Annotated in this window: 15 protein-coding genes; all 15 read right to left on the bottom strand. The window is 44.9% G+C overall.

The window, feature by feature from the left end; genetic code table 11:
• Window positions 1-18 precede the first annotated feature (18 nt).
• Entirely contained in the window at window positions 19-384 is a 366-nt protein-coding gene (gene rplN, locus CIK90_RS08950; protein WP_094391154.1) for a 50S ribosomal protein L14, read from the bottom strand.
• A 2-nt stretch (window positions 385-386) separates the two neighbouring features.
• On the bottom strand, window positions 387-653 hold the full coding sequence (gene rpsQ, locus CIK90_RS08955; RefSeq protein ID WP_094391153.1) for a 30S ribosomal protein S17: 267 nt from the start codon (window positions 651-653) through the stop codon (window positions 387-389).
• A gap of 2 nt (window positions 654-655) precedes the next feature.
• Entirely contained in the window at window positions 656-850 is a 195-nt protein-coding gene (gene rpmC, locus CIK90_RS08960) for a 50S ribosomal protein L29 (protein ID WP_094391152.1), read from the bottom strand.
• A gap of 3 nt (window positions 851-853) precedes the next feature.
• Window positions 854-1,282 (bottom strand): 50S ribosomal protein L16, encoded by a 429-nt coding sequence (rplP, locus tag CIK90_RS08965; RefSeq protein WP_091960123.1) that lies wholly within the window; start codon window positions 1,280-1,282, stop codon window positions 854-856.
• Between the two features lie 24 nt (window positions 1,283-1,306).
• Window positions 1,307-2,029 carry a 30S ribosomal protein S3 gene (gene rpsC / locus CIK90_RS08970; protein ID WP_094391151.1) on the bottom strand — a complete coding sequence of 241 codons (723 nt, stop codon included), beginning with the start codon at window positions 2,027-2,029 and terminating at the stop codon, window positions 1,307-1,309.
• Between the two features lie 5 nt (window positions 2,030-2,034).
• Window positions 2,035-2,436: a 50S ribosomal protein L22 gene (rplV, locus tag CIK90_RS08975; protein ID WP_094391150.1), complete on the bottom strand. Its 402-nt coding sequence runs from the start codon at window positions 2,434-2,436 to the stop codon at window positions 2,035-2,037.
• Between the two features lie 35 nt (window positions 2,437-2,471).
• Window positions 2,472-2,738 carry a 30S ribosomal protein S19 gene (gene rpsS, locus CIK90_RS08980; RefSeq protein WP_094391149.1) on the bottom strand — a complete coding sequence of 89 codons (267 nt, stop codon included), beginning with the start codon at window positions 2,736-2,738 and terminating at the stop codon, window positions 2,472-2,474.
• Between the two features lie 24 nt (window positions 2,739-2,762).
• A complete protein-coding gene (gene rplB / locus CIK90_RS08985) occupies window positions 2,763-3,590 on the bottom strand; it encodes a 50S ribosomal protein L2 (RefSeq protein ID WP_094391148.1) in 828 nt (275 codons plus the stop codon).
• A gap of 8 nt (window positions 3,591-3,598) precedes the next feature.
• On the bottom strand, window positions 3,599-3,958 hold the full coding sequence (rplW, locus tag CIK90_RS08990) for a 50S ribosomal protein L23 (RefSeq protein ID WP_094440482.1): 360 nt from the start codon (window positions 3,956-3,958) through the stop codon (window positions 3,599-3,601).
• Between the two features lie 14 nt (window positions 3,959-3,972).
• The gene (rplD, locus tag CIK90_RS08995) at window positions 3,973-4,602 is read right to left on the bottom strand and encodes a 50S ribosomal protein L4 (protein WP_094465013.1); all 630 of its coding nucleotides are present in this window, start codon (window positions 4,600-4,602) and stop codon (window positions 3,973-3,975) included.
• A gap of 3 nt (window positions 4,603-4,605) precedes the next feature.
• Window positions 4,606-5,220: a 50S ribosomal protein L3 gene (gene rplC, locus CIK90_RS09000; protein WP_094391145.1), complete on the bottom strand. Its 615-nt coding sequence runs from the start codon at window positions 5,218-5,220 to the stop codon at window positions 4,606-4,608.
• A 58-nt stretch (window positions 5,221-5,278) separates the two neighbouring features.
• A complete protein-coding gene (gene rpsJ, locus CIK90_RS09005; RefSeq protein ID WP_027448969.1) occupies window positions 5,279-5,584 on the bottom strand; it encodes a 30S ribosomal protein S10 in 306 nt (101 codons plus the stop codon).
• Window positions 5,585-5,669: 85 nt separating this feature from the next.
• A complete protein-coding gene (gene fusA, locus CIK90_RS09010; protein WP_094465015.1) occupies window positions 5,670-7,796 on the bottom strand; it encodes an elongation factor G in 2,127 nt (708 codons plus the stop codon).
• 24 nt (window positions 7,797-7,820) lie between these two features.
• Window positions 7,821-8,297, bottom strand: coding sequence for a 30S ribosomal protein S7 (rpsG, locus tag CIK90_RS09015; protein WP_094446817.1), 477 nt, complete (start codon window positions 8,295-8,297; stop codon window positions 7,821-7,823).
• A 151-nt stretch (window positions 8,298-8,448) separates the two neighbouring features.
• Entirely contained in the window at window positions 8,449-8,829 is a 381-nt protein-coding gene (rpsL, locus tag CIK90_RS09020; protein WP_094391143.1) for a 30S ribosomal protein S12, read from the bottom strand.
• Window positions 8,830-8,906 lie beyond the last annotated feature (77 nt).

Raw genomic sequence — 8,906 nt, forward strand, 5'->3', positions numbered from 1 at the left:
CTTTAATACTTTATAATGTTAAAGAACCTCAGGTGCCAGTGAAACGACCTTCATATTTACAGCACGCAACTCACGTGCAACAGGACCGAAAATACGGCTTCCGCGGAGCTCACCAGCATTGTTCAAAAGCACACAAGCATTATCGTCGAAACGGATATAAGAACCATCAGCACGACGAATCTCTTTCTTTGTGCGAACAACCAAAGCCTTTGATACTGCACCCTTTTTAACATCACTAGTAGGGATGGCGTTCTTGATAGCAACAACGATCACATCACCTACACTTGCATAACGACGGCGTGTACCACCCAATACACGAATGCAAAGGGCCTCGCGAGCGCCGCTGTTGTCTGCTACTGTCAGTCTTGATTCTGCTTGTATCATAATTACTTAGCTTTTTCTACGATTTGTACTAATCTCCATCTCTTTGTCTTCGACAAGGGACGGGTCTCCATAACAAGAACGGTGTCACCTACGTTGCACTCGTTATTCTCATCATGAGCATGGTACTTCTTTGTCTTCTGGACAAACTTACCATAAATAGGGTGCTTCTCTTTGAACTTAGCGGCAATAACAATGGTTTTATCCATTTTGTTGCTGATGACAACACCCTGTCTTGTCTTTCTTAAATTTCTTGTTTCCATCTGAACCATTATTATTTGTTAAGTTCTCTTTGACGGAGCTCCGTCTTCATACGAGCGATATCACGACGTGCTGCTTTAATCTGAGATGGATTTTCCACAGGAGTTACTGCATGATTAATCTTCATCATGTTGTACTTGGCAACTTCAGTCTCCAATTTCTCGGCCAATTCTTTGGTCTCGAGCTCTTTGATTTCCTTTGTCTTCATAAATTAAGCGTTTTTATCGTAATCACGTCGAACAACAAACTTAGTCTTAACAGGCAACTTCTGAGCGCCGAGGCGAAGAGCCTCTTTGGCTGTCTCAAAAGGAACACCTTCAACCTCGAAGAGGATGCGTCCGGGAGTTACCGGAGCAACCCATCCTGCGGGGTCACCTTTACCTTTACCCATACGTACATCAGCAGGCTTGCGGGTGATAGGTTTGTCGGGGAAGATGCGGATCCATACCTGACCTTCACGGTTCATATAACGGTTGATAGCAACACGGGCTGCCTCAATCTGACGGCTGTCAATCCACTTGGCGTCAAGTGTCTTGATACCGAAAGAACCGAAGGCCAGTTGCGTACCTCTGTGAGCGTTGCCTTTATTGCCACGTCCATCTTGAGGTCTTCTATATCTTACTCTCTTAGGCTGTAACATGTTAGCTTCTTACTTTAACGTTAATTACTTTTTTCTATTACGGAACTTTCTGCCACCATTGTTACCACCATTAGAGCGACCCATGCCTTTCTCCTGAGTGAAGTTTGGAGCCAGATCAACCTTACCGTAAACTTCTCCACGGCAAATCCAAACCTTCAATCCCAGCAGTCCAACTTTTGTAAGAGCCTCTGCCTGGCAGTAGTCAATATCAGCACGGAAAGTGTGGAGTGGAGTACGACCTTCTTTGATCATTTCGCTGCGTGCAATTTCAGCACCGTTCAAACGACCGGAGATCTGTACTTTAATACCTTCTGCTCCTGCACGCATGGTGTTGGCAACAGCCATCTTGATAGCACGGCGGTAAGCGATTTTGCCTTCTATCTGGCGAGCGATGTTGTTGGCAACGATTGTTGCATCGAGCTCAGGTCTCTTCACTTCGAAGATATTGATTTGAATCTCTTTATCATAGAGCTTCTTCAGTTCCTCTTTCAATTTATCGACATCCTGTCCACCTTTACCAATGACAATACCGGGGCGAGCGGTACAAATAGTAATGGTAACGAGCTTCAATGTACGTTCGATGACAATTTTTGATACGCTAGCTTTAGCCAGACGTTCGTTGAGGTACTTGCGGATTTTCTGATCCTCTACCAAGTTATCTCCGAAGTCCTTGCCTCCGAACCAATTTGAATCCCAACCTTTGATAATTCCAAGACGGTTGCTAATTGGATTTATTTTCTGTCCCATACTTATTATTTATCATTAGTTTTAGCGTCAACAAACAGAGTAACGTGGTTAGAACGCTTACGAATGCGGTATCCACGACCCTGAGGTGCCGGTCTCATACGTTTCATTGTAACACCTTCATCAACGAAGACGCGTGTTACGTAAAGTTCGCCATCTTCAGCCTTGCGATCGTTTTTGGCTTCCCAGTTGGCAATAGCTGAACGCAAAAGTTTCTCAACGTCAGCCGAAGCGGCCTTCTTCGAGAATCTCAGTACGCCAAGTGCACGATTAACTTCCATGCCGCGAATCATATCAACGACATAGCGCATCTTGCGTGGAGAAGAAGGAACACCTTTCAGCTTTGCAAAATACTGTGTCTTTTTGGCTTCTTGTCTTTTATTAGCCGCAATTTTTTTTCTTGCTCCCATTATTTTATTCTTTTTATTTCTGGTGGATTAGCCTGTTATTTCTTATTACCAGCATGTCCGCCGAAGCGACGAGTGGGGGCAAACTCTCCGAGCTTGTGACCAACCATGTTTTCAGTAATGTAAACAGGAATGAACTTATTTCCGTTGTGAACTGCAACTGTATGTCCCACGAAATCGGGGGAAATCATTGAAGCTCTAGCCCATGTCTTAACGACACTCTTTTTGCCACTCTCATTCATGGCAAGAACTTTCTTCTCGAGAGATACGTTGATGTAAGGGCCTTTTTTTAATGAACGACTCATAATTTACTCTAATTAACTTCGTGATTACTTCTTGTTAGCTCTTTCAATAATATACTTGTTTGAAAGCTTCTTAGGTGCACGAGTCTTGAGACCCTTAGCGTACAAGCCCTTGCGTGAACGTGGGTGACCTCCAGACTGACGTCCTTCACCACCACCCATTGGGTGATCATGCGGGTTCATAACAACACCACGGTTGTGAGGACGACGGCCCAACCAGCGTGAGCGACCAGCCTTACCAGACTGCTCAAGTGCGTGGTCAGAGTTTCCTACACTACCAACTGTAGCCTTACAAGCAGAGAGAATCTGACGAGTCTCTCCTGAAGGAAGCTTAATAACACAATAACTGCCCTCACGAGAAGTCAACTGAGCGAAATTACCAGCCGAACGAACGAGCTTAGCACCTTGACCGGGACGCATCTCAATGTTGTGGATGACGGTACCAACGGGAATGTTAGCCAATGGGAGTGCATTACCTACCTCAGGCGCTGCATCCTCTCCTGACATCAAGGTTGCACCAACCTGCAGTCCGTTAGGAGCAATGATATAACGTTTTTCACCATCAGCATAGAAAAGCAATGCAATACGAGCCGAACGGTTCGGATCGTATTCAATTGTCTTTACTACGGCTGGAACACCATCTTTCTCTCGCTTGAAGTCGACCAAACGATACTTCTTCTTGTGACCACCGCCCATATAACGAACGGTCATCTTACCAGTGTTGTTTCGACCACCGGTAGAACGCTTACCGTAAACGAGAGACTTCTCTGGCACGGATGCAGTAATATCCTCGAACGTGCCAATAATCTTGTGTCTTTGACCCGGAGTAACGGGTTTAAATTTACGTACTGCCATTTTTTATTTTAAATATTGCTATAAAAATCAATAGTGTCGCCCTCCTTAAGAGTAACGATTGCCTTCTTGAACGCATTCTTCTGGCCTCTCACGAGTCCTGCCTTGGTGTAACGCTGAGAGCGCTTGCCGGCATAGCGAAGTGTGTTCACATTCTCTACTGTAACATTATACAGAGCTTCGACCTCTGACTTAATCTCAAGCTTTTTGGCTTCAGGCTTTACGATAAAACCGTATTTAGCCTGAGCCTTCTTAGTAACCATCTCACCCTTGTGAGCACCGGTCTTAGCCTTGAAAGTTCTGTCAGCAGAAGACTTCTCTGTGATATTATTCATTTTCTCTGAAATCAGAGGCTTGATGATATATGTCATATTCTATGTCTCCTTTATTTGTTTAAAACAGCCTCGATAGCCTTGAGCGAATTCTCAGTGATCACCATCACATCAGCATTCAAAACTTTGTATGAATTGAGCTGTGCTGCAAGGGCAATTTCAGAGCGCTGCAAATTACGAGCTGCCAAATATACATTTTTATTTGCTTCTGGCAAAACCATCAGCAGTTTTTTGCCCTCAACTTTAAGATTTTTAGCAACTTTTATGAAATCTTTAGTTTTTGGAGCCTCAAAATTGAAGTCTTCAACAACAATGATTGCATTCTCCTGTGCCTTGTAAGACAGAGCAGACTTACGTGCAAGAACCTTTACTTTTTTGTTGAGTTTGAAACGATAGTCACGCGGACGGGGACCGAATACGCGACCACCACCACGCAACAGAGGAGAGTTAATATCACCATGACGTGCACCGCCGCCACCTTTCTGACGACCGAGCTTACGGGTTGAACCTGCATGCTCACTTCTTTCCTTAGCCTTATGTGTACCCTGACGCTGGTTAGCGAGATACTGCTTTACGTCCAAATAAAGAACGTGGTCATTTGGTTCAATTCCGAAGATAGATTCGTTTAACGTAACCTTTCTTCCGGTCTCCTGACCATTGATATCTAATACGTTAATTTCCATTGCTTACTTCTGAATTAAAACGGTTGAACCATTACAACCAGCAACACTACCTTTGACAAGGATAAGATTGTGTTCCGGTATTACTTTCAATACTTTGAGATTCTGCGTGGTTACGCGCTCACTACCCATGTGACCGCCCATGCGCATTCCCTTAAACACCTTAGCAGGGTACGAACAAGCACCGATAGAACCTGGCTTACGTGCGCGGTCATCCTGACCGTGGGTAGCCTGGCCAACACCACCGAAGCCATGACGCTTCATAACGCCCTGGAAACCCTTACCCTTAGAAGTTCCTACAACGTCAACGAAGTCATTGTCGCTAAACAACTCTACAGTGATAACATCACCGAGATTATGCTCTTCGTCAAATTTGAACTCGGCCAAGTGAGCCTTAGGTGTTGTACCTGCTTTCTTGAATACACCTTGCATAGCCTTAGTGGTGTTCTTTTCTTTCTTGTCACCAAAGGCCAGCTGAAGGGCAGCATAACCGTCTTTCTCGACGGTCTTTACTTGAGTAACAACACAAGGACCGGCTTCGATAACAGTGCACGGTACATTCTTACCGTCGGCACTGAATACGGATGTCATTCCGATTTTCTTTCCAATTAATCCTGGCATTTCAATTACTTTTTAATAATAATAAATAAATTCGTTTTTGTATCTTACTTAATCGTTACTAGACCTTGATCTCAACTTCAACACCGCTGGGGAGTTCGAGCTTCATCAAAGCATCAACAGTTTTTGCTGTAGAGCTATAGATGTCAATCAGACGTTTGTAATCTGAGAGCTGGAACTGCTCGCGAGATTTCTTGTTAACGAAGGTTGAACGGTTAACAGTGAAGATGCGCTTGTGGGTTGGCAAGGGGATAGGACCGCTGATGATAGCGCCTGTAGCCTTAACAGCTTTCACGATTTTCTCTGCAGACTTGTCAACCAACTTGTGGTCATAAGACTTCAGCTTGATACGAATTTTCTGACTCATTTGTCTTGAATTATAAATTGATGAATAAAAATATTGAAAGGAGGCCGCTAAAGAGTCATTTGCTCAGCGGCACTCCTAAATTGCATTATACGAGATCGGCACGTCCCTTAACTTCCTCGAGCACAGCCTTAGCCAATGTGCTTGACAGAGGAGCGTGGTGATCATATTCCATAGAACTGGTTGCACGACCAGAAGTAATGGTACGGAGAGCGGTTACATAACCGAACATCTCTGACAGAGGTACCTGAGCCTTAACGATGCGAGCACCGCTGCGACCTTCTTCCATTCCTTCTACCTGGCCACGACGCTTGTTCAAGTCACCGATCACGTCACCCATGTTCTCCTCTGGAGTAACAACTTCGAGTTTCATGATAGGCTCCATAAGTACGGGCTTAGCCTGTGCACAAGCTTCCTTATAAGCCATTTGAGCGGCGATTTCGAATGAGAGCTGGTCAGAGTCAACTGGGTGGAACGAACCGTCAACAACAACTACCTTAAGTGAATCAACGGGGTAACCACCGAGGATACCGTTCTTCATGGCTGTCTCAAATCCTTTCTGGATTGATGGAATGAATTCCTTAGGAATGTTACCTCCCTTAACTTCGTTGACGAACTGAAGTCCACCATTCTCCTTGATATCCCAATCGTCATCAACTGGTCCAACATTAACAATGATGTCAGCGAACTTACCGCGACCACCTGACTGCTTCTTATAAACCTCACGGAGGTTAACCGTCTTGGTGATGGCTTCTTTGTAGTTAACCTGAGGCTTACCCTGGTTACATTCTACTTTGAATTCGCGCTTCAGACGGTCGATGATGATATCGAGGTGAAGCTCACCCATACCTGAGATAATAGTCTGACCACTCTGCTCATCAGTACGGACAGTAAAGGTTGGGTCTTCCTCGGCAAGCTTAGCAAGACCATTGTCAAGCTTAGCAATGTCGGCCTGTGACTTAGGTTCTACGGCAATAGAAATCACAGTATCAGGGAAACTCATAGACTCAAGTACGATAGGATGATCTTCATCACAGAGAGTATCACCAGTACGGATATCCTTGAAACCAACACCCGCACCGATATCACCAGCGTCGATAGACTCCATAGGAATTTCCTTGTTTGAGTTCATCTGGAACAGACGGCTGATACGCTCTTTCTTACCTGAACGTGGGTTGTAAACGTAAGAACCAGCTTTTACGCTACCTGAGTAAACGCGGAAGAATACCAGACGGCCCATGTATGGGTCGGTAGCAATCTTGAACGCAAGAGCTGAAGTAGGCTCTGACTCGCTGGGCTTACGATCTTCTTCCTCATCAGTATCAGGGTTAGTACCCTTAACTACCTCAATGTCGATAGGAGATGGGAGGAATGCACAAACATAGTCGAGCAGAGGCTGTACGCCCTTGTTCTTATATGAAGAACCACAAACCATAGGAGTGCAGGCCATGCTTACACAACCCTTACGGATAGCGGCGATAACCTCATCCTCAGTGATTGAGTTAGGATCATCAAAGTATTTCTCCATCAAGGCCTCATCATATTCAGCGGCAGCTTCAAGCAGCTTATTACGCCACTCGTCGCACTCATCCTGAAGATCAGCAGGAATTTCCTCTAAATCATATTCAGCACCCATGGTCTCGTCGTGCCACAGGATAGCCTTCATCTTGATAAGGTCAACCACACCTTTAAAGTTCTCCTCAGCACCAATGGGCACCTGGATAACTACAGGGTTAGCACCAAGAATGTCGCGCATCTGCTGTACAGTCTCAAAGAAGTCAGCACCAGAACGGTCCATCTTGTTTACATAACCGATACGTGGAACATTGTACTTATCTGCCTGACGCCAAACAGTTTCAGACTGAGGCTGTACACCGTCAGCAGCACTATAAGTAGCAACAGCTCCGTCAAGAACACGCAGTGAACGTTCAACCTCAGCAGTGAAGTCAACGTGTCCTGGAGTGTCAATCAAGTTGATTTTGAATGATTTACCCTGCCAAGTCCAGTTACAGGTAGTAGCAGCAGAGGTAATAGTGATACCACGCTCCTGCTCCTGAGCCATCCAGTCCATGGTAGCAGCGCCATCGTGCACCTCACCAATCTTATGAGTCTTTCCTGTATAGAAAAGGATACGCTCAGAAGTAGTGGTTTTACCGGCATCGATGTGAGCCATAATACCGATATTACGAGTCAAATGTAAGTCGCGATTTGCCATTTCTTTCTTCTCCTTGTATTATAATTAGAATCTGAAGTGGGCAAAAGCACGGTTAGCCTCAGCCATGCGATGCATGTCCTCCTTGCGCTTGTAGGCACCACCCTGATTGTTAAATGCGTCCATAATCTCAGCAGCAAGCTTGTCAGCCATTGACTTACCGCTACGCTTGCGTGCAAAAGAAATCATATTCTTCATAGAGATACTCTCCTTGCGATCGGGACGGATTTCAGTAGGAACCTGAAAGGTTGCACCACCGATACGACGACTCTTAACCTCAACCTGAGGAGTGATGTTGTCGAGAGCCTGCTTCCAAATCTCAAGAGCAGATTTCTCTTCATTCTGCATCTTATCCTTTACGGTTTCAAGAGCATTGTAGAAAATCTCATAAGAGATTGATTTCTTACCATCATACATCAGATGGTTAACGAACTTAGACACTTTTTTGTCATTGAAGACTGGATCTGGAAGGATCACACGCTTCTTTGGTTTTGCTTTTCTCATTTTTTGTTTTTTTTGTTTTGTTGTCTGCGTGGGGCTGTTCTTGCTTGTTCTTCAACGCTCTCACATGAGCATTTACTCAACCTGTCTATAACAATTCTCCAGCAAAACGTTTTACTTTTGATTTTTCGAGCCAAATAACCCTCACCGGCTATTATTTCTTGGCCTTAGGACGCTTAGCACCATACTTAGAACGACGCTGTGTACGGCTTGCAACACCTGCGGTATCAAGAGTACCACGAACGATGTGATAACGTACACCAGGAAGGTCCTTCACACGTCCACCGCGAACGAGAACGATTGAGTGCTCCTGCAAGTTGTGTCCTTCTCCAGGAATGTAAGAGTTTACCTCTTTCTGGTTTGTCAGACGTACACGGGCTACCTTACGCATAGCCGAATTAGGCTTCTTAGGAGTCGTTGTATATACACGAACGCAAACTCCACGACGCTGAGGACATGAATCCAAAGCGGGAGATTTGCTCTTCTCAACGAGCACCTTTCTGCCTTTTCTTACCAATTGTGAAATTGTAGGCATAATTGTTTGTTTTTTAATTTATTATATTGTTTGTTATTACTCAACTTGACATAGCTACCCCATTGATATTAGGCGCT

The organism is Prevotella sp. P5-126 (assembly GCF_002251185.1).
Lineage (GTDB): Bacteria > Bacteroidota > Bacteroidia > Bacteroidales > Bacteroidaceae > Prevotella.